We start from the raw sequence: 25256 nt of genomic DNA on the forward strand, positions 1-25256 counted from the left end.
TTTAAGTTTTTTACATACCTTTGTTAATATCTATATTTTTACCGAACTATTATTTATTACAGTTGCTGCAAATAAAAACATTAAAATAAATAAAATTTTTGTTTTCATAGTTTTGCGCTTTATATTGTTTATACAGCAAAACAACAACACTATCATTGCAAAATAAATAAAATTCCGATAAGTTGGATTATTTAAGGAGTATAATTGATTTAATGTAGACTGAAATTATACCAATTGTTATACTCGTTCTTATCAGGTTTGAAAGGCAAAACTGTTTAGAACGAGTTATACCGTACAGAAAACAAAAAATATTTTTGCAAAACTCTTTTCTGTCGGTATAAATTAAAATTAAAGTAAAAAAGGATATCATTGAACAACGAACATTCTATTCAATAGAGCCGCTTAAATCAACAATCAGTGTGTTTTTATCATAGTATTCCTGGTTGTTTGATACAGTTATCCTGCCTTCAACATATGAATTAGCTGTTAATGTATCAAGATTTTTAATGTGCAATGCCAGGTATGAATGTTGTCGTGCTTTAAAATTATATGTCCATTCCACAGATGAAACAGTGTCGCATTTTAAACCGTCAACATTATAATAAGAGATACTAAACTTTTTGGAAGTTCCACTGGCTTTATAAAGCACTTTGTATTTTTTGGTCCACGGAAAATTATGGTCTTCGCAACTTGCGAGTAAAAAGATTGAAAATAATATAAAGATTATTTTTTTCATATGAATTGAATACGTCAAATGTAGAAAAATCTATTTAATCAACAAATTTTATTGAGAAAAATATTTAATAAAATCATATATACAGAAAGCGCTATATGTTAATTCTATATCTCATGAACATACGCTCCCGATTTCAATACTGCATAGCATGGGATGTCTATCGTTTTGCATTCGTTTAACCATGCTTCAGTTTTCTTCATTGAATTTGATGAATCTATTATTACCAGCCTAGGTTTATATGAATGAAGCAGGTTTGAAATATTGGTTTTAATATTTCCTGATAATATTAGATAATCCACGTTTAATCCTGAACTTGCAATACTTTGAAAGTTATATTCATTTACTATGGCAATTACTTTATCATAAAACCTGATAATATTATTTTTTATAAAAATAGTATGATTGGGATAATTAATAATAGTATCGGAAAGTTGTTTCCTGTTTATTATCAATGGTTCGTTCAAACGAAGTTTTATCCAGTTATTCTTTACATGTACTTCCAATAGTTTTGGATGTTGTTGTAATGATGAGTCGGTAATCAGGAAATGGTTTTTCCCTGATACCAGTTCAATAGCCATCGATTTGTTAATGTTGTAAACAAAAAACTTTTTCTGAGAAAAAGAACGATATTGTTTTATTCCTAATGAAACAAAAAATATAATGCTGAATATTAATGCGGTTTTCAGTAGTATACCTTTTTTCTTAAATAGAAACGCGATAATAAAAACAATAATGATGTAAAGCAATATGGTTTCCGTTATGTCAATTGACAATCCTTTTGTAATAGAATAGGGAAGGCTTTCAATATAGCGAATACTTGAGTTGAGTGCATTTAGCATTAATACAAAAACTTTTGAAAAATAAAATGCGATACTGCCGATTGGTGAAATCATTAGAACAAGCATTCCTGAATAAATAATTAAATTGGAAAGAGGAACCACAATTAAATTGGTGATAAGAAAATAATTTGGGAACTGATGAAAATATAAAATGCTTAAAGGGAATGTTGCTATTTGTGCGGCTAATGAAACAGAAATGATAAGCCATACCTGCTTAATTACCCAATTTGAAGGTTGCCATAACTCACTTATTTTTTTCTGTAATAAAATAATTCCGAAAACAGCAATGTACGAAAGTTGAAAGCCTACATCGGTTATGTATAGCGGGTTCAAGATGAGTAAAAATATTGCCGATACGATAAGCGTATTGTAAATGTTTGTATTTCTTTTCATCAATCTTCCAATAATGATAAATGAGATCATTGTTGCTGCACGGCATACTGCCGGCGATAATCCGGTTATAGCAGCATAGAACCAGATTAATAATATCAGAAGAATGTTTTTGAAATATTTCCCTTTTTTATAACGATCTAAAAATGCAAGAAGAAAATTCAATACAATGAAGATAATCCCGACATGCATTCCTGAAACGCTGAGTATATGTAAGGCTCCTGAGCCTGAGTACATGCATATTATATCTTGGTCAAGCTTGTCGGTGTAACCAAGTATCAATGCACCTGCAACAGCATATTCATCGCCATTCATTCCGAATGTTCTGAAAATAGTTAAAAATTTTTCGCGGATATTTAATGCGTATTCTTTTATAATATTTCCTTTGTTGATTTCTAATATTGCCCATTGCCCTGATTTTACATATGATTGTATGAATATCGACCGCATGGCAAGATAATTTTTGTAATCGAATTCTTCAGGGTTCCGGTTGCTTTTCACTTCAGTAAATGATGAAGAAATTATTAGCCGATCGCCATATTTTAGTTTTGATGCAGCGCTGTCTTTCTGGAAATAAGTCATTATTTTTCCTTCTATATTTTCCCATTTCCCATTTTCCTTAACAGCATTAACGGCAAGGATAACTTTATACGAGTTTGCTCTTTCTGAAACGGCTTCATCTATTGTAGCAATTATTGTATCGTGTGTTGCTTTACAATTCCTGAATTCAGAAGATTTATTATCGTTGATTAATTGGGGTATAGTAATGTTGCAGGCAAATAAAAAAATAACTGAAGTGAGTAATATGCCGAATATCCATCGGTTTTTATAATTTAAAGGCCATTGGTTAAATATTAGTGCAAGTGCTATTACCAGTATTTCTAATATAATTACAAAAGTTGCAGAAATATTAAACACTTCGGGGAATAGTATAGAAAGTATTATCCCTGTAAGAAAAGGTATAAATATACGGAGTAATGGAATTTGATTCCAGATGTTCATGCACGCAATTATTTCAGATCGGAAATATTGACCAATGAAACGTCTTTGTAATAATATTTGATAATATTTTTAAATGTCCATCCCAAATCAACCATGTGCATGGCGCCTTCCTGGCAAAGTCCAACACCATGACCATAACCACGGCCTTTGAACACAAGTGTATCGCCTTTATCTTCTATACTGAAATATGTTGATCTTAATTTCCAGTCAGTACGTATGGTCTTAAGCGGAATATTGGGATTATCATTAAAATTTATTTTTCGCTCTTTTTGAGAAAAAGTTTTGGCTTTTAAAACCATTGATGAATCACTAATTGGGTAACTGAATTTCTTGGCAAGATATTCAAGCCATTCTTTTGTAGGAATGTTTTTTTCCCAATGAGCCTGGGTTTGTTTTAAGCAAAAAGTATCTTTTATTGAACGCAGATAAGAAGTGGCTATTGACCATATATCTTCCGAGTTCACTGTTTCTCCGCCGCAGTTGGAATGAAAGGATGCGGAAATAGGTTTGTTGGTTTTGTCAATAATTATATCGCCTGCAGTTTGCGAAACAGCCATCATGATCATGCTGTTAGTGCAACGACCTTTGTATAATTGACAATGAACATTGTCGCAAAGGTTAAAACCTGATTCTTTTAAATGCTTACGAATGTTGCTGATTGCGTATGTTCGTGAAATGATAGCCTGGAGTTTTAAGTATTCAAGGTTTTTTTTAATGCCGCCTTCCGATTCAACAACACCGGCTATATAATGCTCTATATCTACTTTATTTATGATTTTTAAAATGCTGTCAGCAGCGGAAATGGTTATCCCGTCATCATATACGCGCTCCAGTAAGTTAGGTTCAAGAGGCGATAAAGTAAAAGTGTTAAGAAACCCTTCAGCAGAAAATGAAAGTATGCTGTAAGTGCCAAGGTCTTCGCCGGACTTTGAAATATTAATTTTTTCGCCAACAGCGGTAAGGATAACAGGATTATTTTTATAAAGATCGGCAATTTTAGTTTTGTTACTGTAAATAACATATTTCCCTGATAAGGGAGTGATCATTACTTTTTTGATTTCGGATGATGAATAAATGCATACATCTATATCTATAGCATTTGCTATTTGCGAAAAAAAAGTAATTATAATTACAAATATGTATGATATTCTTTTAATCAAATTCGCCTGCTTGAATTTTCAAAAATAGCGGAAGCATTTGATAAATCAAAAAATATTTTCTTAAAAAAACAGAAAAACGTTTTTTTAGTTTTGTAAAAATTGAGAAATTATTTGTGCGGCTTTTTCTGAAGCTCCTTTGCCGCCAAGTTTTTCGCGAAGAGCAGCAAATTCATTTTTCATTTTAAGAATATTCTCTTTGATAAATATTTTTTTCAATTCGCTAATAAGGTTTTCAGAGTTGAAGTCATTTTGGATTAGTTCTTTTACCACTTCTTTCTGCATGATAAGGTTTACCAAAGAAATATAATTAACCTTGATCAACTTTTTTGCAAGATGGTAAGAAATAAAAGAACCTTTATAACAAACTACTTCAGGAACTTCGAATAATGCAGTTTCCAGTGTTGCTGTTCCCGATGTTACCATTGCTGCATCAGAAATCATCAATAGATGATATGTTTGCCCGAAAATGATTTTAACAGGATAGCCCTTACATAGATTTTGATAAAAATCATATTCATGAGAATTAACGGCAGCTACAGTAAACTGAAATTCGGGAAAAGCTTTTACTGCTTTAAGCATTTCGGGAAGCATTTTTATTATTTCCTGTTTCCTGCTTCCCGGAAGTATTGATATTACAGGTTTTTCATTAAATCCAAAATCTTTCCTTATTTCGGAAATATCTTTTTGATTTATTTGTGATATAGCATCAAGCAAAGGATGTCCTACAAAGTCAACAGAAAAATTAAAGCGCTGATAAAATTCTTTTTCAAAAGGTAATATCACCAGCATTTTATCTACAGTTCTTTTTATTTTATGAACACGCGATTGTTTCCATGCCCATATTTGCGGAGAAATATAATACACAACTTTATATCCGGCATGTTTGGCAAACTCTGCAATACGTAGATTGAACCCCGGGTAATCAACAAGTATGATTACATCCGGTTTGAAAGAATTGATATCTTCTTTGCAGAAACGGATATTTTTCATAATGGTGCTTAGATTCATCAGCACCTCTATGAATCCCATGAATGCAAGGTCTTTGTAATGTTTTACCAGTTCTGCTCCCTGGGCTTTCATCAAATCACCACCCCAGCACCTGACGTGAGCATTGCTGTCGATTTTTTTTATTTCGGCAATTAGGTTCGATGCGTGTAAGTCGCCCGATGCTTCACCGGCTATGATGTAATATTTCACAAAAATTATTTTATTAAATATTCATTCACGAAAAATGCGATAATAAAGATAAAGGTAACTAAAAGCAATCCTTTTCCTGTTTTTTCGTATTTCAATTTTACTAAGTAATAGCGCATAGCCAGAATACTTACAATGATTGACGTTAGCTGCATTGTTGAAGGTGTGAGAAGAACATACATTTCGAAAATATTTCGAATAAGTAAATCAATAGAATATATTATTCCATATAAAATACAAGGAGCAACAATTCCTATGATCAGTCCAAGCGTAAATGAATTTTGATTAAATATTTTTTTTATCATTCTTCAATGTTTTTTAAATAAGGAATGGCATGGTGTGCAGTAAAATCATATAATACAGGAACTACCGAAATATAACCGTTTTTCAAAGCCCATTCATCGGTATCTTTACCTTTATCGTTATTAATGAATTCTCCGGTAAGCCAGTAATAGCTTTTGTGATGAGGGTCTTTGCGTTCGTAGTATTCATCATCCCAGTATGCGATGGCTTGCCTGCATATTTTTATTCCTTTTATCTTTTCTATCTTGGGGATGTTTACATTCAGGCATGTTCCTTTGGGTAACCCGTTTTGCAGCACATTCCGGGCAATAGTAAGAATTTGTTTTTCACATGGAGTAAAATCAGCTTCGAAAGAATAATCGAGTATTGAAAAACCAATGCTCGGAATATTTTCAATAGCTCCTTCAAGGGCTGCTGACATGGTTCCAGAATAAATTACATTTATTGATGAATTAGAACCGTGGTTAATTCCCGAAACAAGCATATCCGGTTTCTTGAAAAGAATTTTATCAACGGCAAGCTTTACACAGTCAACAGGTGTTCCGCTGCAACTGTATTCAATATGCCTGCCATCAATATTGATTTGTTGTAATCGTAAAGGAGTGGCTATAGTGATGGCATGTCCCATTGCTGATTGCGGTTTGTCGGGCGCTACCACTACTACATCGCCAAGTATACGCATAAGTTTTATCAACTGCCTTATTCCTGGCGACATGATGCCATCATCATTAGTAATAAGAATTACAGGCTTTTTTTCTTTTTTAGTTTTCGTCATTTCTTATCATTCATATAATGTAACAAATATACTTGAATTTTATTTTAGTGAATTGATTTTTTTATTCCAGAATATTATTATAGGTTTATTTATTAAAAATTATATTTGTAACGAACATTTTAATATTAGAATCTATGAAAAAATATTTTCTTATTCTATCCATGTCATACCTTATTTCTAATATGGTATATGCCTATTCGGGACAAGTTTTAAAAACATATGATACGCCTGGGAAATTTACTACAGGCTTAACTTATGATGGAAAATATATTTGGTTATCCGACAGGAAAGATGATAAAATTTATTGTATTGACACGACTAACGGGAAAGTTATACGATCGATAAAATCGCCTGCATACTGGCCAACAGGTTTAGCCTGGGACGGTGAAGCATTATGGAATGCCGATATACGCGGTGGAATTCCAATGGCTGAAAATTATGTGGGAAAAATTTATCGTATTGATCCTGCTGACGGAACTATTTTACGTACTTTGCCTGCTCCTTCCAATTCTCCTATAGGGTTGGCTTGGGACGGAAAATATTTGTGGTGTGCCGATAACGAATCGGATGAAATTATTCAATTCGATGCAGATGATGGAACTACAATTAAAACCATAAAATCTCCGGCATCCGATCCCAACGGTCTTGCATGGGATGGAAAATATTTATGGGTTTCCGACAGGATTACTAATGAAATTTATATGGTCGACCCTGAAACAGAATGTGTCATTATTATTACTGATGCACCGGGAGCCTATACGAATAGTTTATGTTTTGATGGGAAATATTTATGGGCAGCCGATATCCAGGAAGATAAATTATATCAATTGAAAGCAGTTGATGATGACAATTTTCGTATATATAACGAGCGAAAATCGAAAGTTACATATACATTTACATTAACAAATTTTGGCCCGGGCAATGTTAAAACATTTGATGTACATCTTGCTATGCCTGTCGATAGAGTAAACCAGAAAATCACCGGGAACATTTCCTATGCTCCGAATTATAATGAAGTTACTACTGATCAATGGGGACAAAAAACAGCACATTATAAATTTACTAATATTAAAACAGGCGACAGTAAAGAAATCAAAATGATTTCAACAGTTACCACTTATGATGTACGCTATTTTGTTTTTCCCGAAAAGGTTGGTTCATTATCAGTAATACCTGATAGCATTAAAAGTAAATATCTTGTGAATGATGAGAAATTTAAATATGATGACCCTTATATTCAAAGCGCATTGAAGGATGCTATTGGTTCTGAAAAAAATCCTTATTGGATAGCACGAAAAATTTATAATTATATTATTGCAAATATGTTTTATGAAAGGGTGGGTGGCTGGAATACAGCACCAACAGTGTTGAAACGAGGGAATGGTTCCTGCTCGGAATATACCTTCGTATATATTTCGATGTGCAGGGCTGCTGGAATACCCGCTCGTTATGTGGGTTCTGTAGTAGTTCGAGGCGATGCAGCTTCAATGGATGATGTATTTCATCGATGGGTTGAAGTTTATTTACCGGGTTATGGTTGGATTCCTGTTGACCCCAGTGGTGGCGATAATGATTCTCCACGTGAGCAGGCAGATTCGTTTGGTGCATTATTAAATAGATTTTTTATTACAACTCAAAGTGGTGGCGATTCGGAAACAATGGGGTGGAATTATAATTCTAATGAATTTTATACTACAGAACCGAACACAAATATTGTTTTTGAAAACTTTGCTGAATGGGAACCCTTGAAATAATTTAAAATGGTATCTTCGTTAAAAAAACAAATATGGCAAATGATAATGATAAAATTATTGAATTTGTAAAACATATCAATAATCATAATGTTGAAGAGATTGCTGCGTTTTTGAGTGATGATCATTGTTTTATTGATGCATATGGGCAAAATATTATTGGAAAAGATAAAATGAAAAAGGCATGGGAAGTTTATTTTGATTGGTTTCCCGATTATGTAATTAATATCTCTGAAATTATTGCCGGCTCACAATGTACAGCTATGTTTGGATATGCTTCAGGTACATATAAAGGTGCAAAAGATAAAATGAATTCAAATTACTGGCGACTTCCTTCTGCGTGGAAAATAATTGTTGAGAATAATAAAATTAAACATTGGCAGGTATACTGTGATACTAAAATTCCTAATGATAGAATTCAGAACTATCTTAAGGTTTAATAATTTTTGAGTTCCTCTTTAAGTTGTTTTACAACTTCATCAGAAATGATTTTAATTTCATTTAATATTTTTTCAATTTCCGGCTTTCTGTTGAAATCATTATAGGCTTCAGTACTTGCAAGTAAGGAATGTAAATTTTGAATTTGGAATAATTGTGCTGAAGTTTTGTATTTATGGGCTATTTGTTTTAATGTGGTTATATCTTCATTTTTTAAAGCAGTATCCATATCATGAATAAAAGTATCAGCCTGGCTAAGGAACATATGTATCATTTCAGTAATGAAAGTAGCATCTCCACCTGATAAATCTATCAGGTTTTCCATGCTATATAATTTTTTATCATCCATACAAAATAAAAAAAGCTCCACTAACGGGAGCTTTAAGCGGTCCGGACGGGACTCGAACCCGCGACCCCGTGCGTGACAGGCACGTATTCTAACCAACTGAACTACCGAACCATTAAATAATGAACTCTTGAATTAAGGATTGCAAATGTAATATAATTTTTATTATCAGCAAAAAAATATTCATAGTTTGTTAAATTTTATAATTTCAGTACTAAAGTCCAAATATTTAAGGTGTCAAATAACTCCGCCCTTAAGGGCGTAGTTATGGAAAATAACCACAAATAAAGGGCTTCATCCCTGAAATAATAGTATTAAAAATAAAATAGAATGTTTTTTAATAAAATTTAAATAACCTCACTGTATATGTAAAATTTTTTTTGAAGGCAACTTTTTTAAAAAATAAGCGTCATTATTATGAACTGTTTAGCAGGAATTGTTAATATGTGTTAATATTAATAATTTTGGTCGAAAATAATTTTTTTTAGTTAATTTTGTAATTGTGTTATTTTGTTCTTTTTTATTTAAAGGTATAATTTTTGAAGAGAAGGAAAAAATATTTATAAATTGTTAATTATGAAAAGAGTAATTTTAACTTTAGTATCCGTGTTTTTTGTGTTGTTTATAGCTAATGCTCAAACTACAACTGCTCCTTCAGAAAATGCTTCAGGTGCAGAAATAAAATTTGATAATATTGTTCATGATTATGGAACCGTTCAAAAAGGTGCAGATGGAAAATGTGAATTTGTTTTTAAAAATACGGGTACTGAACCTTTGATCCTTTCGAATGTTACCACATCTTGTGGTTGCACTGTACCATCTTGGCCTAAAGAACCAATTCTTCCTGGTAAAACAGGTGCAATTAAAGTAACTTATACTAAAATGAATACTCCTGGAACCATCAGTAAACAAATTACAGTAAATTCCAATGCCAGTAATGGAACAATTGTACTAAGTATTAAAGGTCTTGTTGTAGATAATACACCAGCTACTAATAATGCAGACAAACCGGCAAATGAAAAAGCAACGCCATTGAAATAATCCCAAAATTTTAAAATTTGATAAATATGAAAAAGGTCACTTTATTATTAATGTTTGCATTTGTCATGTTCATGGTTACGAATGCACAAACTGAAACAAAGACTTCTACAGAGCAGACAGCTACCAATGGACCAGTAATTACTTTTCAAAACCTTGTTCACGATTATGGAACAGTTCAGAAAGGTTCAGATGGGAATACAGAGTTTAAATTCACTAATACTGGTAATGAGCCTTTGGTTCTTACCAATGTTACTACCAGCTGAGGCTGCACTATATCGGCTTGGCCGAAGGAACCAATTTTACCTGGAAAATCAGGAGTTATAAAGATTAATTATACCAAAATGAGTAGTCCGGGAAATATCAGTAAACAAATTACTGTTCTTTCTAATGCAAACAATGGTACTATTGTTTTAAGCATTAAAGGTACCGTTGTTGATAATACAACAAATACTACTCCTGAAAAACCAGTAAACGAAACAGTTACTCCTTTGAAATAAAATTCAGAAGAAGCAGTTTTTGAATTAACAAAAAATATATCTTTGTCCCGATTATTCGGGACTTTTTTATTTATATTATATACTATGCCACAAATATCACAAAAAGGCTGCATGATGCCGGCCTCACCAATTCGAAAACTTGTTCCTTTTGCTGAAGAAGCAAAAAAAAGAGGAATAAAAATTTATCATCTTAATATCGGACAACCTGATATTGAAACGCCTGAAATAGCTATGAATGCTATTCGCAACACCGATTTAAAAGTGGTTGAATATAGCCATTCTGCAGGAATTCCTTCATACAGGAAAAAACTTTGCGAATATTATAAGCGTTTTAATATTGATATAACTCCGGACGAAATTATTGTAGCAAATGGCGGTTCAGAAGCAATTTTATTTGCATTACAAACTTGCCTGAATCCAGGTGAAGAAATTATTATTCCTGAACCTTTTTATGCTAACTATAATGGATTTGCTGTAAATTCAGGTGTTACCGTAAAGCCTATCAATTCATCTATTGAAACTGGTTTTGCTCTTCCTCCGATTGCTGATTTTGAAAAATCAATAACACCAAAAACCAAAGCTATTATGGTGTGCAATCCAAGTAATCCAACAGGGTATCTTTATTCAAAAGAAGAACTGGAACTGCTCAGAGATATTGTAAAAAAACATGATCTTTATCTTATGTCAGACGAAGTTTACAGGGAATTCTGTTATGATGGTAAAGTTCATTATTCTGCTATGAATTTGAAGGGTATTGAAGAAAATGTGATTCTTCTCGATTCTATTTCTAAGCGATACAGTGCATGCGGTGCGCGCATAGGGACATTTATAAGCAAGAATAAAGAAGTGATGAAAACTGCGATGAAATTTGCGCAGGCAAGATTAAGTCCTCCAACTTTTGGACAGATTTTAGCTGAAGCTGCTATTGATACTCCTAAAGAATATTTTGATAAAGTGCTCAATGAATATATTGCACGAAGAAATATTGTTGTGGAATCGATAAATAAAATGCCTGGATGTTATTGTCCTAAACCGAGTGGTGCATTTTATGCTGTAGCAAAACTTCCAATAGATAATTCAGATAAATTCTGTCAGTGGTTACTTGAAGATTTTAATTATGAAAAGCAAACGGTAATGTTAGCTCCGGCAACAGGGTTTTATTCTACACCAGGTTTGGGTAAAGACGAGGTTCGTATCAGTTATGTGTTGAACCTTGAATCGCTTAAAAATTCAATGAAATGCCTTGAGGAAGCGTTAAAGGTATATCCGGGGAAAAAATAATTATTGAAACTTTTTTTATAAAAAGGCTGAATGTTTTATTCAGTCTTTTTTATTTACAGCAAGTTTATTTAATTTTTGGTATCTAATATTTTGTATATTTGTAAAAGATAAAAATTTGTAACCCAAAAACACATGAAAAAATATTTACTCTTTTCAATAATTATAATTGGAATATTCATTACCAACATTGTTCGTTCACAAGATGAATTACAACCAAAGATTGATTCAATTATACTTAAAAAGATAAAATCTGAAAACAAAACAGAATTTGTAGTAGTCTTGAAAGACCAGGCGGATGTGAGTGGAGCTTATAAACTTAAAACTAAAGAAGAGAAAGGTCAGTATGTATATGATTTGCTTACTGAGAAAGCTTCGCAAACGCAGTCAGAAGTTTTAAATATAATTTACGATAGCAAAGCTGAATTTCAATCATTCTGGGTTGTTAATGCAATATGGGTAAAAGGAAATGTTGATTTGGTAAATAAAATTGCAAAGCTCGACTGTGTAAGAGAAATTATTGATAATGCTACTTATACTTTTCCTAAACCTATATTCGAAGAGACAAATAATATTGACGATACTAAGGCTGTAGAGTGGGGTATATCTCAAACCAAAGCTGATCAGGTTTGGGCACTGGGATTCACAGGACAAGGTGTAGTTGTTGCCGGTGAAGATACAGGTTATGATTGGACGCATACGGCAATAAAAGGTAAATACCGTGGATGGAATGGATCAACTGCCGATCATAACTACAACTGGCATGATGCAATTAAAACGGGTAATGGCGGGAGTTGTGGAGTGAATTCACAAGTTCCCTGTGATGATAATTCTCATGGAACACATACTATGGGAACAATGGTAGGTGATGATGGTGCGACAAATAAAATTGGTATGGCTCCAGGTGCTAAATGGATTGGATGCCGTAATATGGACCAGGGCGCAGGTACATTAACTTCATACATTGATTGTTTTCAATTTTTCCTGGCTCCAACAAAATTAGATGGAACTGCTGCCGATGCTACAAAAGCTCCACATGTAATTAACAACTCATGGGGCTGTGACGGTACTGAGGGATGCAATAGTTCGAATTATGCAACTATGGAAACGGTAATTAATAATTTAAAAGCTGCAGGTATAGTGGTTGTGGTATCAGCAGGTAATGATGGCTCTGATTGTTCAACCATTACAACACCGGCTGCTATATATGACAATAGTTTTGTTGTAGGTTCAACAACCAGCAGCGATGCAATTTCTTCATTTAGTAGTCGCGGGCCTGTTACAGTTTATACATCAACAATGGTAAAACCAGATATTAGTGCCCCGGGTTCAAATATAAGGTCGTGCGTGCCCGGAGGTTCTTATTCAACAATGAGCGGAACAAGTATGGCTGGTCCTCATGTTGCAGGTATGGTGGCATTAATAATTTCTGCAAACCCTTCACTGGCAGGTAATGTAGATTCTATAGAATCGGTAATTAAACATTCTGCAGTACATTTAACAAGCACTCAAACATGCGGTAGTGTTTCGGGTTCGACCATTCCGAATTATACTTTTGGTTATGGTCGTATTGATGCACTGGCTGCTGTAAATGCTGTTTTGACTTCATTACATGAAAATGTAAAACCCCAAATTATTGTGAATACTTATCCTAATCCGATTACTGAAAATGTAACATTTGCAATTACAAATTTGAATGAACCTGTAAAATTTCAATTGTTTGATATCACCGGACAAAGCATTATTACTGAAATGTGGGATAATGTAATTACACAACATGAGCTTGATTTATCAAATCTTTCTTCGGGAGTTTATTATTATAAACTATCTAATGATAACGATAATTTTGAAGGAAAACTTTTGAAAGTAAAATAATAAATTGCTGAAAAATATTGAAAAGACTGGAGTTTAGGTGCTCCAGTCTTTTTTGTTTTCTTTATTAAATATTTTTTTTGTTATATCATTTACTTCATTGAAAGAGTGCGTGTGTGAAATGATTTTAAATATTTTTTCTGATTCCAAAAACCTTTTGCTGAAAAATTTCCAGTAATCTTTTATTTTATTCATCAGCTGTTTTTCTGTTTTATGAATTTTTAATTGATGATAAATTTCGAGAATAAAATTCAGAAAAATTTCATTTTGCTTTTCATCTGATAAATTTTGTTTTCCCTTAATTAATGAAGGAAGTAGTGGATTCAGTAAAACACCTCTGCCAATCATCCATGTTTTCATTTCAGGATATATTTTCTGAATATTTTGAAAATCATTTAAATTGAAAATATCTCCGTTATAAATGATTTTATGTTTTATTAACGGAATGCATTTCTGCATAACGTTATGATGTATTTCCCCTTCGTACATCTGCGATGCAGTGCGGGGATGAATAATTATATTTTCTAAAGGATAATCATTTAATATAGGAATCAATTGAAAAATGTCATCTGTGTCATTTAACCCAAGCCTTAATTTTATTGATAATTTCTGAGGAATATGAGGGATAACTTTTTCTAAAATTTCATTTACTAATTCAGGAAATGGTAATAATCCTGAACCTCTTTTTTTCTTTGTAATATTTTTTATCGGGCAACCTAAATTCCAATTAATAATATTGTATCCCCAATCATTAAGTATTGACGCCATTTGTATGAAATGCTCGGCATTATTCCCAATAAGCTGTGGAATTACAGGCATGGTATGATTATTCTCAGGAAGCACATCTTTTGCAATTCGCAAAATCCCGTTTTTACCTTTAGCCATAGGGATGAAAGGACTTACAGCTACATCAATGCATTCGTAATATTTGCTGTAAGCATTACGATAAATAAAATCGGTGTATCCTTGTAATGGCGCCAGGTAAATCATTTAAAAGTATCGTTATTACTGACAAAGATAAGAATCAAATTAGTTCGGATTCAAAATAATTTTTATAGTTTAGAATAATGTTTAATTTTAACAAAAATGCATAATTATGTTGAATTTTTATAATTCTTTTTCTGTGATTTAAATTAAATCTACTTTTGAAAACATTTTTAAATATTCAATAGCAAACAAACTATGAGACTAGGTATAATAGGATACGGAAGAATGGGTAAAATTGTTGAACAAATTGCAATTCAGCGAGGCCATAAAATAGTTTCGATTATTGATGTTGGTAGAAATGATAAGATTATTGAAGAAGCAGATTGTTATATCGATTTCTCGGTAGCAGAGGCTTTGGGAAAAAATGTTAATTTACTTTGTGAATTGCAGGTACCTGTTGTGATAGGTGTAACAGGATGGAATAAAAATATAAATGAATACACACAATTATTTTTAAATAAAAAAAATGTAGGAATCTGGAGTGGTAACTTTTCATTAGGCGTTAACCTGTTCTGGAAGGTTATTAAACAATCGACTGCTACATTTGATAAGTTTGCTAATGAATATGATATTCTTCTTCATGAGTTTCATCATAAGAATAAGGTTGATTCGCCTTCAGGTACTGCAATTCAAACAGCAAACTTTATTTTAAATGCATCATCGGTGAAAAACGAAATTATTACCGAAACGCTACAGCGAAAGCGGAAAGATAATGAATTACATGTTACATCAACTCGTGGAGGTGCAATACCCGGAACGCATACTGTAATTTTTGACAGCAATTTCGATACGGTAGAAATTACACACACCGCACGTTCAAGAGAAGGTTTTGCATTAGGTTCTGTGATTGCTGCCGAAAAGATAAATATACTGAAACCGGGATTACATAATTTTTCTGAAATTTTCGATACCATAATTTAAACCCAAATCATAAATCAAAAAATAAAAAGATGAAAAAAGTTTTTCAAGGTACTTATACAGCTGTTATCACACCTTTTACTAATGATAATAGAACCGATTGGCCGGCGTTTGAAAGAATAATTGAACAGCAGATAGCCGGTGGAGTTGAAGGTATTGTATTTATGGGCACAACTGGCGAAAGTCCGACCCTGAGCGAAGCCGAGCATGCAGAAATATTAACCCGCTCTGCAAAAATTGTTAACAAACGTTGCCAGGTTATTCATGGCATTGGTTCAAATAACACAAACACTGCTATAACACTTGCTAAGGAAGCTGCTCATGCTGGCGCTGACGGACTGCTTGCTGTTGTGCCTTATTACAATAAACCAACACAGGAAGGATTATTACGCCATTTTACCGCAATTGCAAATACTACCGATGTTCCAATTATTATATACAACATTAAAGGTAGAACCGGTATCAATATGGAAACTTCGACATTATTGAAGTTGGCTGAACATAAAAATATTGTTGCAGTAAAAGAAGCCAGTGGCGATGTGTCGCAAATGATAGATGTTATCAATAAAACTCCAGGTGATTTTTCTGTTCTTGTTGGCGATGACGGATTGATACTTCCATTTATGGCTTGTGGTGGCGATGGTGTTATTTCGGTAATATCGAATTGCGCACCACGTGCAACATCAGATTTGGTGCGTATCTGCTTAAGAGGCGATTATCAAACTGCACAAAGATTATTCTACAGGTTGCTTGATATTATGAAAGTAGCTTTCATTGAATCGAACCCTATTCCAATTAAAGAAATCATGTCGATGTTGGGGTATTGTTCACCAAACTTTAGGCTGCCGCTTTGCAGGGCTTCTGAAGGTTCAATGAAAAAAATTGCAGAGATTGTAGAATATATTAAATCAATAGAGAAACCCATATAGTTTTTTAGTGATTTATATTTTTTTTAGCCGTTGATGCTGGGGATTATGGGTTTTTTTAGGTTTTTCCAGTTATCAACGGCTTTTAATTTGACTTTATGAAATAATACTGATTGTATATATGCTATAGCCCAATAAATTGTACTATAAAATCTATGTCATCGGCATAACCATTGTGAAAATTAAAATATCCTTTTGGTTATTTTAAATTAACGATTGGTATAAAATAAATTATCCCGTTAAAATTCTATTTCGTAAGTTTGCAGCATTAAGTAATAATGTTATGAAGAATGATGCAATACTCTTAAACCATGGCAGTGGCGGGAAAATGACACATGAACTGATAGGTGATTTATTTGTCAGATATTTTGATAATGAAATTTTGCAAAGCCAAACCGATTCTGCGATATTAAATATTGATAGCAGACTTTTAGCTTATACCACTGATTCGTATGTTGTATCCCCAATTTTTTTCCCGGGTGGAAATATTGGTAAACTGGCTGTTTGTGGCACGGTGAACGATATTTCGGTTTCGGGTGCTACTCCACTTTATTTGAGCTGCGGATTTATTTTAGAAGAGGGTTTGCTCTTTTCAGAGCTTGAAACTCTTGTAAAATCAATGGCTGAGGAAGCAAAGAAAGCGAATGTGAAAATTGTTACCGGTGATACAAAGGTTGTAGATAAAGGAAAATGCGATAAAATTTTTATCAATACTTCCGGAATCGGAATGCTTGACGAGAAAAGAAAAATGATAAGTTTTGGAAATAAAATAAAAACCGGCGATAAAATTATTGTCAACGGAACCATTGGCGACCATGGAACTGCAATACTTTGCGCACGAAATAGTATTGAATATACCAACAGCGTTCATTCGGATTGTGCTTCATTAAACAAAATGATTGCGAAAGCACTTTCTGTTTCTGATAAAATAAAATTCATGCGCGATGCTACACGTGGAGGATTAGCAACGGTTTTATGCGAGCTTGCCGAGAAACATAATTTGGGTGTTGAACTTACTGAAGAATTGATTCCTGTTCAGGAAAGTGTTCGCGGACTTTGTGAAGTTTTTGGTTTCGACCCGATGTATATGGCTAATGAAGGCAAGGTTGTGATGATTGTTGCTGATGAAGATGCTGAAAAAATTATTGCAGAATTAAGGAAAGATGAGTATGGCAAGAATGCCGCAATCATTGGCGAAATCACAAATAAAAATAATAAGATGGTTGTAATGAATACCGGAATCGGTGGAAGAAGAATTATTGATATGCTTGCAGGAGAGCAATTACCCAGGATTTGTTAAACGGAAAAATGTTTAATTATTAATGCTAAATTTTAAATTTTTGAAGCAAGTGAAAAATCAATAAACTAACTCTAAACATCTAACTCATAATTAAAAATGCACGAATTAAGTATAGCGCAAAATATTATTGAAATTGTAGCTGAATATGCCGAAAAAATGAATGCACAACGTGTTACAGAAGTATTAATTGATGTTGGTGCAGTTTCAGGTGTAATTCCCGAAACACTTGAATTTGCTTGGGATTTATCGGTGAAAAACACTATAGCTGAGGGAGCTATTTTAAAAATAAATTTTATTGAACCCAAGGCGGTATGCCTTGATTGTAAAAAAGAATTTAAACTTGATGATATTTTCACGATATGTACTTATTGCAATAGTACCAATTATGATATTGTACTTGGAAAAGAATTGAAAGTAAAATCAATAAAAATTGAGTAAATTTGTATCTAAATAAAAATAAACGATATGTGTGGAACTTGTGGATGCGGTCAGCCTGATGACCACGTAACAATAAGAAAACCCGGTGATGAAAATCACCATGAACATAATCATGAATTTAAACATAAACACAATCATGAACATGATGATGGAATTCATAAACATAGTCATCACCATAAATTCAAACATTCGCATTCACATGATGATCAAGAACACTCGCATGAATTCGAACATGAACATATTGAACATGAGCATGACCACGAACATTCTCACAGCCATGAAATAAAAATTGAACAAGATATCATGCATAAAAATGATATGCTTGCCGAACGTAACCGCGGATATTTTGAAGCAAAGAATATTTTTACATTGAATTTGGTAAGTTCGCCCGGCTCAGGAAAGACAAGCCTTTTAGAGCGTACAATAAACGAACTGAAAAGAGAAATGAAGTTTTATGTGATTGAAGGTGATCAGCAAACCATGAATGATGCCAATCGTATCAATGCAACTGGCGCTCCTGTGATTCAGATAAACACAGGAAATGGTTGCCACCTTGATGCCGAAATGATCAATAAGGCTGTAAAGAAACTGGATGTTGCTGAAAAATCAGTTTTGATTATTGAAAATGTTGGAAACCTTGTTTGCCCGTCGTTATTCGATTTGGGCGAATCGAAGAGAGTGGTTGTGATAAGTGTTACGGAAGGTGAAGATAAGCCAATAAAATATCCGAATATGTTTATGACTTCAAACCTTTGCATCATCAATAAAACCGACCTTTTGCCATATGTTGATTTCAATGTGGAAAAAGCTAAAGAATATGCTTTACGTGTAAATCATCATCTTGAATTTATTGAGTTGTCAGTAAAATCAGGCGAGGGGATGAGTAAATGGTATGAGTGGCTGAAAAAGAATTTATAAAATCTGTTCAAAATAAATTATTAGAATTGATAAGATAAGTGTTATCAATGTTACGATAATTCCTGCTTTAAAGAATTCCATAAATTTAATTTTTACTTTTTGTTTCTCTGCCGATTCAATAACGATCAGGTTTGCCATGGCTCCTATGATTGTCGCATTACCTGCAAGAGTTGATGCTGATGCAAGGGAAAGCCATAACATATCGCTGCCTGCAGCTTTCATAAAAGGAAGAAGTACAACTGTCAATGGAACATTGCTCACTATTTGAGAGCCTATAAATGAAATTCCATGGATAACCATAATTCCATTTAAATCATCAGTAAGCGGATAGCGGCTGACTAAATTTGATAACAATCCGGTTTTGTGAATTCCTTCCACAACAATAAATAAGGAAGCAAAGAAAAGAAGCAAAACCCAGTCGATTTGTTTTATAACAAGCGACGGTTTTATCCTCCCGAAAATTAGTATGAGCGAACCTCCGGCCAGCGCAATTAATGGGATAGATAAGTTTATAATATTACTAAGAAAAAATAATACTATTACAAAAATGAAAACAGGAACAGATGTTTTCATGGAAGAATAGTTATAACCGAAATTATTTTCCTGAAAAACTAAAGTCTGCTTAATCCGGAAACAAGAGGGGTACAGCCATCTAATGATAATTATAATTACAATCATACTTAATATAGAAACCGGAAGTAAATGAAGTAAAAAATTATTATAAGTGATTTCGCTGTTTAACCCGATGAGCATATTCTGCGGGTTTCCTGTGATACTCATAGCGCTTCCTGCATTCGAAGAAAGAATTTCAGCGATAAGATAGGGGATAGGATTAATCCCCGACGACTGGCAAATCATGATTATCACAGGTGTGAATATCAATACTACCGCATCATTTACTAAAAATGCACTGGCAACACCTGTAATAAAAACTACGATAACAAGAAGTTTAGTTTGATTTCCTGCAAATGAAATTGTTTTATGTGCAATCAATGAAAAGAATCCATCAAGCTGAAGTGTTGAAATAATTATCATCATTCCCAATAGCAATGTTATTGTATTGAAATCGATTGCGAGAATGGCTTCATTAAATGTAAGTACACCGAAAATAACCATAGCAACAGCGCCGAAGAATGCAGCAGAAGGCCTGTCGATATTCATTTTTGGCAATCGTGTAAAAATAATACCGATGTATGTAAGTATAAAAATGATCAGTGCTATTAATTCAATTCTTTCCATGATGTTAAATGTTATGCGAAAGTAAAAAAAAGCGGCATCCGAAGGATGCCGCTTTTTAAGAAAATTATGATTTTTATTTACAATATTTGGTGATCATTTCATCAGCTTTTTCATAACCAAGTTCTTTTGCTTTATTAAAATCAGCGCAAGCCTCGGTTTTCATTTTTAATGCATTATATGCTTTGCCACGATTGTTGTATGAAGCTCCATCCTGTGGTTTTAGCTCAATAACTTTTGTGTAATCGTTTTTAGCACCTTCATAATCTTTTTGTATATATTTTATTGTAGCCCTGTTGTTATATGCAAGAACATAATCCGGTTTAATCTCGATACTTTTACTGTAATCTTCTAAAGCACCGGTAGTATCAGTCGTATTGTATTTACACCTTCCTCTAAAATTAAACGCTTCATAAAAATCGGGTTTCAATCCTATTGCTGAAGTATAATCAGTAATTGCTGCAGTAAAATCTTTCTTCAGGTTTTTCATATTAGCTCTTTCAAAATAAGCTTTTTCTGAACTGGGTTTTAATTCAATTACTTTTGAATAGTCAGCAATGGCACCATCATAATCGTTCAATGCTTTTTTTGCTTCAGCTCTTCCTGTGTAATAATCTGCATTATCATTTTTATTTGATATGGCGCTGTCGTAATCAGGTAATGAACCTTGGAAATCTTTGTTTAGTCTTTTGCATGTTGCTCTATAAAAGTATGCACTGGCAATATTTGTAGCAATACCAGAGCCTTTTGTAATAGCACCGCTGAAATCGGTAATCGCATTAGCGTAATCTTTTGCTTTGTATTTGGCAAGACCTTGATCATAGTATGTTTTAAATGAAGTGGTGTCTTGAGCATTCATGGTTAATACAATGCTGATAAGAAACACAGATAAAAATAGCCTCTTTAAAGTTAAAGTTCTCATGGATTTGGGATTTAAAGGTTAAACATTAATAACGACAAAAATCAGAAAATAATATTAAATATAAAAATAATGACAAAAAAATTAACAAATTTTATACCGTGAAAGTATATTTATTCTTCCTTTATCATTTTTTGAAGTGCAAACATTTCGTCTCTAATCCTTGCTGCTTCTGCGAAATCAAGCTCTTTGGCAGCTTTTTCCATTGCCTTTCTTACTTGCGAAATATTTTTTTTGATTTGTTCCTTACTCATATATTTTATCACCGGGTCAGCTGCGATATCGAAGTCCTCTTTTTCAATATATACTTTTGGAGATTTATTTTTATCCATTACACTGGTCTGTCCAATTATCGATTCAGTTGATTTCATGATTTGTTCAGGAGTAATATTATTTTCTTCATTGTATTTAAATTGTTTTTCACGTCTTCTGATTGTTTCGTCAATAGTGCGTTTCATTGACTGTGTGATTTTGTCGGCATAAAAAATCACTTTACTGTTTAGGTTACGTGCAGCACGTCCTGCGGTTTGTGTAAGTGATCTTTCTGAACGTAAAAACCCTTCTTTGTCGGCATCTAAAATTGCAACTAATGAAACTTCAGGCAAGTCAAGCCCTTCACGTAAAAGGTTCACTCCGATAAGAACATCGTAAACTCCAAGTCTTAAATTGCGTAATATTTCAACGCGCTCAAGTGTATCTACATCAGAGTGAATATAACTACAACTGATATTAAGTTTTATAAGGTATTTTGAAAGTTCTTCAGCCATTCGCTTTGTAAGCGTTGTAACCAAAACTCTTTCTTTTATTGATATTCGTTTTTCAATTTCATCAAGCAAATCATCAACCTGGTTCTGACATGGTTTTACTTCAATTACCGGGTCAAGCAGGCCTGTAGGACGTATCAGTTGTTCCACCATTACGCCTTCTGATTTCTGTAATTCATAATCGGATGGAGTTGCACTTACAAAAATAACCTGGTTGATCATGGCCTCAAATTCATCAAATTTCAGAGGTCTGTTATCCATGGCTGATGGTAAGCGAAAGCCATATTCTACAAGTGTTTGCTTACGAGAGCGGTCGCCACCGAACATGGCACGAATTTGAGGAATGGTAGCATGACTTTCATCAACTACTAAAAGGTAATCGTCGGGGAAGCAATCAATAAGGCAAAAAGGACGGGAGCCGGGAATTCTTCCATCAAAATATCGTGAGTAATTTTCAATACCCGAGCAGTAACCCAATTCTTTCATCATTTCCATGTCGTATGTTACACGGTCTTCCAGTCGTTTTGCTTCAAATTCCTTTCCTGTTTCTTTAAAATAATTTACCTGCTTCAGCAGATCATCCTGGATTTCGTGAATGGCCAAATTCATTTTATCCTGTGATGTAACAAAAATATTTGCCGGGTAAATGCATAGGTTATCTGTTGAATCAATCGTCCTGCCATTGATTGGATCAAATGATTCAATGCTTTCGATTTCGTCACCAAAAAAACAAATATGATAAGCAATATCAGTATATGCCGGGAAAACATCAACGGTATCTCCTTTAACACGAAAATGCCCGCGATTAAAATTCAATTCATTTCTTGAATATAAAGCACTTACAAGTTGATGAAGCAATTTATTCCTGCTAATTAGCTCTCCTTTATTAATGCATATTCTGCCTGATTTAAAATCATCGGGATTCCCAATTCCGTATATACATGAAACGCTTGATACGACTATCACATCTTTTCTTCCTGATAGCAATGATGATGATGTACTCAGCCGGAGTTTTTCTATTTCATCATTAATGGATAAATCTTTTTCAATATAGGTATTCGTAACAGGAATGTATGCTTCGGGCTGGTAATAATCATAATATGAAACAAAATATTCTACAGCATTTTTTGGAAAGAACTGTTTGAATTCACCATACAATTGTGCTGCCAGCGTTTTATTATGACTAAGAATTAAAGTAGGCTTTTGTATTTGCTGAATAACATTAGCAATAGTAAACGTTTTCCCGGAGCCTGTAACACCAAGCAAAGTCTGGGCATAATCATTACGATTAATACCTTCCACCAGTTGCTTAATTGCTTCGGGCTGGTCGCCAGTTGGCCTGAAATCGCTGGTTAATTCAAAATCCACAATGTTCTGATAAAATACTTTTTACAAAGTTATTTATTTTTATCAATCTTTAGGAAACACTTAATAGGGTAATGATCTGACATTTGTTCATAGATGGTTTCATAATTATATGCACGAAATCCTTTACTATGCATTATGTAATCAATACGGAATGAAGGAAAATCTCCGGCATACGACTGGCCAGTACCGTTTCCGCTTTCAATAAATGCATCGGTGAGGGTTGACGATATTTTTTTGTAAGCATACGATACGGGTGTATCATTAAAATCACCACAAAGTATAATTGGGTATGGACATTTTGAAATATGTTCGGCTACTAAATCTGCTTGAGCTCCCCGTAAAATAAAAGCTTTTTTTAATCGTCTTAAAATCCTTTCAGAACCTTCTTTTGCTGTAACTTCTTTTTTCTTATCGTTTTGCGAGTGTTCTTTCTGGTTGTTAGCAAGAATATAATCTTCAGGCTGAAGTCTTATGGATTCAAGATGTACGTTATAAATCCTCACCGTGTCGCTATTTATGATCACATCAGTATAGATACAAATATTACCAGTAACTGTTTTAAAAGCGATGCTTCCTGTATCAATAATGGGATATGAAGTAAATGTTGCTATACCGAAATAATTTAATTTCCTGCTTTCTGAAGTATAGTAAATATTTGCATTCTTTGCTTTCAGAAATTTTTTTAATGTGTCGGTGGTATTAAATTTTTTTGTTACATCGTATACATATTCCTGTAAACAAAGAATATCTGGTTGTTCCTCTTCAAGCAAATTAAAAATTTGATTTTTAATACTGAAGTTATATTCCCATCGTTTTCCGTAATTATATAGGTCAAAATTCCTGACATTAAATGATGAAACTTTAATTGCATCGTACAATTCTTTTTCATTATATACTTTACTTGTTTGGATATATTTGAAAACATTGTTAATACCTATGATTATAACAAATGCTGAAAGCAGAGCGTATTTCTTCCTTACAAGAAGCCAAAAAATGATAAATAAAAAATTTGCTAGAAAAATAATTGGGTAAGCAATGCCGAGAAAAGCTATTGGCCAGAATTTAGCAGGACTGATATAAACAGCTACATATGATAAAAGTAAGAATACAGCAATGAAAATATTAAGTAAAAATATCAGTTTAATTATAAAACCCGGTTTTCCTTTTGCTGACATCAAATAATTTTATCAGTTTAATACTTATTTTATCTCATATCGTTTTCTTCAACATCAGGATAATCGGCTTTGTTGAATATGAATATACTATCATTCATGGCAACATTTGTAACGAATGAAGTAACCGTATAAGAATAGGTTGATCCGTTTTTATCGTAAATAACAGTGCTAACTATTTGTTTCAATGTATTGTCAATATATAAACGGACTTTGTAATACGATTTTGTTTTTATCGGAACAAGGTCGATGATTTGAAGTGTTTTACCTAACTGAACTGTTTCTTTAATGAATTTTGGTTTGAAATTCGTACTGTAATTGTTTAAAATCGTAGTCGGATTTGCAGCATCTTCCTGTGTCGAAACATTATTTATATTTACTTCATTATCATCTTCAATGTATGTCCATACAGTAGTTCCGTTGCAAAAAACAATTTGACCGCCTATTTCGAGGCGATATTTATTTCCCTTAACCTGTATTACTCCTGTTTTTGTTTCATTAACATTGGTTTTGGTATTGGTCATGTTATATGAAAAGCCTATTTTCATTGAAGTATATGACTTCATTTTTGCACTTACTGCATCGAGAATGGGTTTGGCTTTGGTGTCTTCCTGTGCAAAAATGTTATTTGAACAGAAAAAAATTATTGAAAAAATAATTGCAAAGTTTTTTAATGATTTCATGATAT

24 protein-coding genes and 1 tRNA gene are annotated in these 25256 nt (G+C 33.2%); 11 read left to right on the forward strand and 14 right to left on the reverse strand.

Going from position 1 to position 25256, the window contains the following annotated elements; all coding sequences use genetic code 11:
• Positions 1-385: 385 nt before the first annotated feature.
• From PKK00_11035 to surE, 6 genes are all read right to left on the reverse strand, one after another.
• Positions 386-736, reverse strand: a complete 351-nt coding sequence (locus PKK00_11035) for a membrane lipoprotein lipid attachment site-containing protein (protein HNW98933.1) — start codon at positions 734-736, stop codon at positions 386-388.
• 104 nt (positions 737-840) lie between these two features.
• Positions 841-2967, reverse strand: coding sequence for a ComEC/Rec2 family competence protein (locus tag PKK00_11040; protein HNW98934.1), 2127 nt, complete (start codon positions 2965-2967; stop codon positions 841-843).
• A gap of 8 nt (positions 2968-2975) precedes the next feature.
• On the reverse strand, positions 2976-4127 hold the full coding sequence (locus tag PKK00_11045; protein HNW98935.1) for a SpoIID/LytB domain-containing protein: 1152 nt from the start codon (positions 4125-4127) through the stop codon (positions 2976-2978).
• 84 nt (positions 4128-4211) lie between these two features.
• Positions 4212-5324 (reverse strand): lipid-A-disaccharide synthase, encoded by a 1113-nt coding sequence (gene lpxB, locus PKK00_11050; GenBank protein HNW98936.1) that lies wholly within the window; start codon positions 5322-5324, stop codon positions 4212-4214.
• A gap of 5 nt (positions 5325-5329) precedes the next feature.
• Positions 5330-5626 (reverse strand): hypothetical protein, encoded by a 297-nt coding sequence (locus PKK00_11055; protein HNW98937.1) that lies wholly within the window; start codon positions 5624-5626, stop codon positions 5330-5332.
• Complete coding sequence (surE, locus tag PKK00_11060; GenBank protein ID HNW98938.1) at positions 5623-6399, reverse strand: 5'/3'-nucleotidase SurE; 777 nt, start codon at positions 6397-6399, stop codon at positions 5623-5625. Before surE ends, PKK00_11055 begins: the two co-directional genes overlap by 4 nt.
• A gap of 134 nt (positions 6400-6533) precedes the next feature.
• Here surE and PKK00_11065 point away from each other — a divergent pair, with 134 nt between their 5' ends.
• Positions 6534-8153 (forward strand): transglutaminase domain-containing protein, encoded by a 1620-nt coding sequence (locus tag PKK00_11065; protein HNW98939.1) that lies wholly within the window; start codon positions 6534-6536, stop codon positions 8151-8153.
• 32 nt (positions 8154-8185) lie between these two features.
• Positions 8186-8590 (forward strand): nuclear transport factor 2 family protein, encoded by a 405-nt coding sequence (locus PKK00_11070; protein ID HNW98940.1) that lies wholly within the window; start codon positions 8186-8188, stop codon positions 8588-8590.
• Here the strand turns inward: PKK00_11070 and PKK00_11075 are convergent.
• Both PKK00_11075 and PKK00_11080 read right to left on the reverse strand, forming a co-directional pair.
• Positions 8587-8913 carry an Hpt domain-containing protein gene (locus tag PKK00_11075; protein ID HNW98941.1) on the reverse strand — a complete coding sequence of 109 codons (327 nt, stop codon included), beginning with the start codon at positions 8911-8913 and terminating at the stop codon, positions 8587-8589. The two genes, PKK00_11070 and PKK00_11075, sit on opposite strands and share 4 nt — an antisense overlap.
• A 61-nt stretch (positions 8914-8974) precedes the next feature.
• Positions 8975-9048: transfer RNA gene (locus PKK00_11080), tRNA-Asp, on the reverse strand.
• Positions 9049-9510: 462 nt separating this feature from the next.
• Between PKK00_11080 and PKK00_11085 the strand changes: the two genes are divergently transcribed.
• From PKK00_11085 to PKK00_11100, 4 genes are all read left to right on the forward strand, one after another.
• Positions 9511-9975: a DUF1573 domain-containing protein gene (locus tag PKK00_11085; GenBank protein ID HNW98942.1), complete on the forward strand. Its 465-nt coding sequence runs from the start codon at positions 9511-9513 to the stop codon at positions 9973-9975.
• A gap of 71 nt (positions 9976-10046) precedes the next feature.
• Positions 10047-10472 (forward strand): DUF1573 domain-containing protein, encoded by a 426-nt coding sequence (locus PKK00_11090; GenBank protein HNW98943.1) that lies wholly within the window; start codon positions 10047-10049, stop codon positions 10470-10472.
• Between the two features lie 84 nt (positions 10473-10556).
• Positions 10557-11753: a pyridoxal phosphate-dependent aminotransferase gene (locus PKK00_11095; protein HNW98944.1), complete on the forward strand. Its 1197-nt coding sequence runs from the start codon at positions 10557-10559 to the stop codon at positions 11751-11753.
• A gap of 132 nt (positions 11754-11885) precedes the next feature.
• Complete coding sequence (locus PKK00_11100) at positions 11886-13625, forward strand: S8 family serine peptidase (protein HNW98945.1); 1740 nt, start codon at positions 11886-11888, stop codon at positions 13623-13625.
• A gap of 33 nt (positions 13626-13658) precedes the next feature.
• On the opposite strand, the gene PKK00_11105 is transcribed toward PKK00_11100, so the two are convergent.
• Positions 13659-14612, reverse strand: a complete 954-nt coding sequence (locus tag PKK00_11105; GenBank protein HNW98946.1) for a tRNA-dihydrouridine synthase family protein — start codon at positions 14610-14612, stop codon at positions 13659-13661.
• Positions 14613-14804: 192 nt separating this feature from the next.
• Here PKK00_11105 and dapB point away from each other — a divergent pair, with 192 nt between their 5' ends.
• The 5 genes from dapB to hypB all read left to right on the forward strand — a co-directional run bounded on the left by dapB (position 14805) and on the right by hypB (position 19109).
• Positions 14805-15530, forward strand: a complete 726-nt coding sequence (gene dapB / locus PKK00_11110; GenBank protein ID HNW98947.1) for a 4-hydroxy-tetrahydrodipicolinate reductase — start codon at positions 14805-14807, stop codon at positions 15528-15530.
• Between the two features lie 29 nt (positions 15531-15559).
• Positions 15560-16456, forward strand: a complete 897-nt coding sequence (gene dapA, locus PKK00_11115; protein HNW98948.1) for a 4-hydroxy-tetrahydrodipicolinate synthase — start codon at positions 15560-15562, stop codon at positions 16454-16456.
• Positions 16457-16736: 280 nt separating this feature from the next.
• A complete protein-coding gene (gene hypE / locus PKK00_11120) occupies positions 16737-17753 on the forward strand; it encodes a hydrogenase expression/formation protein HypE (protein HNW98949.1) in 1017 nt (338 codons plus the stop codon).
• A 96-nt stretch (positions 17754-17849) separates the two neighbouring features.
• Positions 17850-18191, forward strand: a complete 342-nt coding sequence (gene hypA, locus PKK00_11125) for a hydrogenase maturation nickel metallochaperone HypA (GenBank protein ID HNW98950.1) — start codon at positions 17850-17852, stop codon at positions 18189-18191.
• Positions 18192-18218: 27 nt separating this feature from the next.
• Positions 18219-19109 (forward strand): hydrogenase nickel incorporation protein HypB, encoded by an 891-nt coding sequence (gene hypB / locus PKK00_11130; protein HNW98951.1) that lies wholly within the window; start codon positions 18219-18221, stop codon positions 19107-19109.
• Here the strand turns inward: hypB and PKK00_11135 are convergent.
• The 5 genes from PKK00_11135 to PKK00_11155 form a co-directional block, all read right to left on the reverse strand.
• Complete coding sequence (locus PKK00_11135; GenBank protein HNW98952.1) at positions 19104-20348, reverse strand: SLC13 family permease; 1245 nt, start codon at positions 20346-20348, stop codon at positions 19104-19106. The genes hypB and PKK00_11135 overlap by 6 nt on opposite strands.
• Positions 20349-20421: 73 nt before the next feature.
• On the reverse strand, positions 20422-21267 hold the full coding sequence (locus PKK00_11140) for a tetratricopeptide repeat protein (protein ID HNW98953.1): 846 nt from the start codon (positions 21265-21267) through the stop codon (positions 20422-20424).
• Between the two features lie 110 nt (positions 21268-21377).
• Entirely contained in the window at positions 21378-23396 is a 2019-nt protein-coding gene (gene uvrB, locus PKK00_11145; GenBank protein ID HNW98954.1) for an excinuclease ABC subunit UvrB, read from the reverse strand.
• Positions 23397-23425: 29 nt separating this feature from the next.
• Positions 23426-24571: an endonuclease/exonuclease/phosphatase family protein gene (locus PKK00_11150; protein ID HNW98955.1), complete on the reverse strand. Its 1146-nt coding sequence runs from the start codon at positions 24569-24571 to the stop codon at positions 23426-23428.
• 29 nt (positions 24572-24600) lie between these two features.
• Positions 24601-25251: an outer membrane lipoprotein carrier protein LolA gene (locus PKK00_11155; GenBank protein HNW98956.1), complete on the reverse strand. Its 651-nt coding sequence runs from the start codon at positions 25249-25251 to the stop codon at positions 24601-24603.
• Positions 25252-25256 lie beyond the last annotated feature (5 nt).

The sequence above is a fragment of the Bacteroidales bacterium genome, from assembly GCA_035353855.1.
GTDB lineage: Bacteria > Bacteroidota > Bacteroidia > Bacteroidales > CG2-30-32-10 > DAOQAK01.

What these genes read in the sequence shown, in the direction of transcription:
- PKK00_11035 (HNW98933.1), bottom strand. Translation starts at nt 736, where the DNA reads ATGAAAAAAATAATCTTTATATTATTTTCAATCTTTTTACTCGCAAGT.
- PKK00_11040 (HNW98934.1), bottom strand. Translation starts at nt 2,967, where the DNA reads ATGAACATCTGGAATCAAATTCCATTACTCCGTATATTTATACCTTTT.
- PKK00_11055 (HNW98937.1), bottom strand. Translation starts at nt 5,626, where the DNA reads ATGATAAAAAAAATATTTAATCAAAATTCATTTACGCTTGGACTGATC.
- surE (HNW98938.1), bottom strand. Translation starts at nt 6,399, where the DNA reads ATGACGAAAACTAAAAAAGAAAAAAAGCCTGTAATTCTTATTACTAAT.
- PKK00_11065 (HNW98939.1), top strand. Translation starts at nt 6,534, where the DNA reads ATGAAAAAATATTTTCTTATTCTATCCATGTCATACCTTATTTCTAAT.
- PKK00_11070 (HNW98940.1), top strand. Translation starts at nt 8,186, where the DNA reads ATGGCAAATGATAATGATAAAATTATTGAATTTGTAAAACATATCAAT.
- PKK00_11075 (HNW98941.1), bottom strand. Translation starts at nt 8,913, where the DNA reads ATGGAAAACCTGATAGATTTATCAGGTGGAGATGCTACTTTCATTACT.
- PKK00_11085 (HNW98942.1), top strand. Translation starts at nt 9,511, where the DNA reads ATGAAAAGAGTAATTTTAACTTTAGTATCCGTGTTTTTTGTGTTGTTT.
- PKK00_11095 (HNW98944.1), top strand. Translation starts at nt 10,557, where the DNA reads ATGCCACAAATATCACAAAAAGGCTGCATGATGCCGGCCTCACCAATT.
- PKK00_11100 (HNW98945.1), top strand. Translation starts at nt 11,886, where the DNA reads ATGAAAAAATATTTACTCTTTTCAATAATTATAATTGGAATATTCATT.
- PKK00_11105 (HNW98946.1), bottom strand. Translation starts at nt 14,612, where the DNA reads ATGATTTACCTGGCGCCATTACAAGGATACACCGATTTTATTTATCGT.
- dapB (HNW98947.1), top strand. Translation starts at nt 14,805, where the DNA reads ATGAGACTAGGTATAATAGGATACGGAAGAATGGGTAAAATTGTTGAA.
- dapA (HNW98948.1), top strand. Translation starts at nt 15,560, where the DNA reads ATGAAAAAAGTTTTTCAAGGTACTTATACAGCTGTTATCACACCTTTT.
- hypE (HNW98949.1), top strand. Translation starts at nt 16,737, where the DNA reads ATGAAGAATGATGCAATACTCTTAAACCATGGCAGTGGCGGGAAAATG.
- hypA (HNW98950.1), top strand. Translation starts at nt 17,850, where the DNA reads ATGCACGAATTAAGTATAGCGCAAAATATTATTGAAATTGTAGCTGAA.
- hypB (HNW98951.1), top strand. Translation starts at nt 18,219, where the DNA reads ATGTGTGGAACTTGTGGATGCGGTCAGCCTGATGACCACGTAACAATA.
- PKK00_11135 (HNW98952.1), bottom strand. Translation starts at nt 20,348, where the DNA reads ATGGAAAGAATTGAATTAATAGCACTGATCATTTTTATACTTACATAC.
- PKK00_11140 (HNW98953.1), bottom strand. Translation starts at nt 21,267, where the DNA reads ATGAGAACTTTAACTTTAAAGAGGCTATTTTTATCTGTGTTTCTTATC.
- PKK00_11150 (HNW98955.1), bottom strand. Translation starts at nt 24,571, where the DNA reads ATGTCAGCAAAAGGAAAACCGGGTTTTATAATTAAACTGATATTTTTA.
- PKK00_11155 (HNW98956.1), bottom strand. Translation starts at nt 25,251, where the DNA reads ATGAAATCATTAAAAAACTTTGCAATTATTTTTTCAATAATTTTTTTC.